The sequence below is a fragment of the Vibrio sp. 1069 genome (genome assembly GCF_033340555.1).
On the sequence record NZ_JAWOWP010000936.1, the window covers coordinates 1 to 518 of the forward strand.

A 518-nucleotide genomic window follows, 5' to 3' on the forward strand; every position below is an offset into this window, starting at 1 on the left:
TACTTTAATTCCGTTTTACCACATAGCAGCAGTGAAAAATCATCCCCTAGCTTATCGTACGCGTTGAGCACTTCTCTAAATCCTCTCAGGTACAAATAATCTTTAGTTAAGCCACCACCGCGATATACGCGCGAAGTAATGGTAAAGGCTTGAACGTCAGACGCTTTGTACTGCTCCTTCAGCAACATAAAGGTGTGGCGGAAATCGCGCTCTTTAATCATGGATTCTACAGCAAGCACGCGAAGAGCTAAGGTTCTTAAACGTTTGATACTGAAGTGTCCAGAGAGGTACTCACACAAAATTGCCAACCCTTCCTGCGTATTGGTATTGGCAGGGCAACCTAAACTAAGCACTTTAAGTGGCTGTTGACGGCCATTAAGCGTAGTTAGCAAATGCACGCCCATCTCGTGGTGTGCGAGCGCTTCAAGTTCGTCAGTTGTGATGTGCGCAGCGCTGTTAATCTTCACTCGAGAGCCTGACACCAAAGCGTTTGCTAGCATGCCATCTAAGATTTGAAT

1 protein-coding gene is annotated in these 518 nt (G+C 45.9%); it reads right to left on the reverse strand.

Annotated features, from left to right (window positions below; translation table 11 throughout):
• Positions 1-518 (reverse strand): tyrosine/phenylalanine carboxypeptidase domain-containing protein (locus R7040_RS29905; RefSeq protein ID WP_318098112.1); only part of this gene is annotated, 518 nt, incomplete at both ends.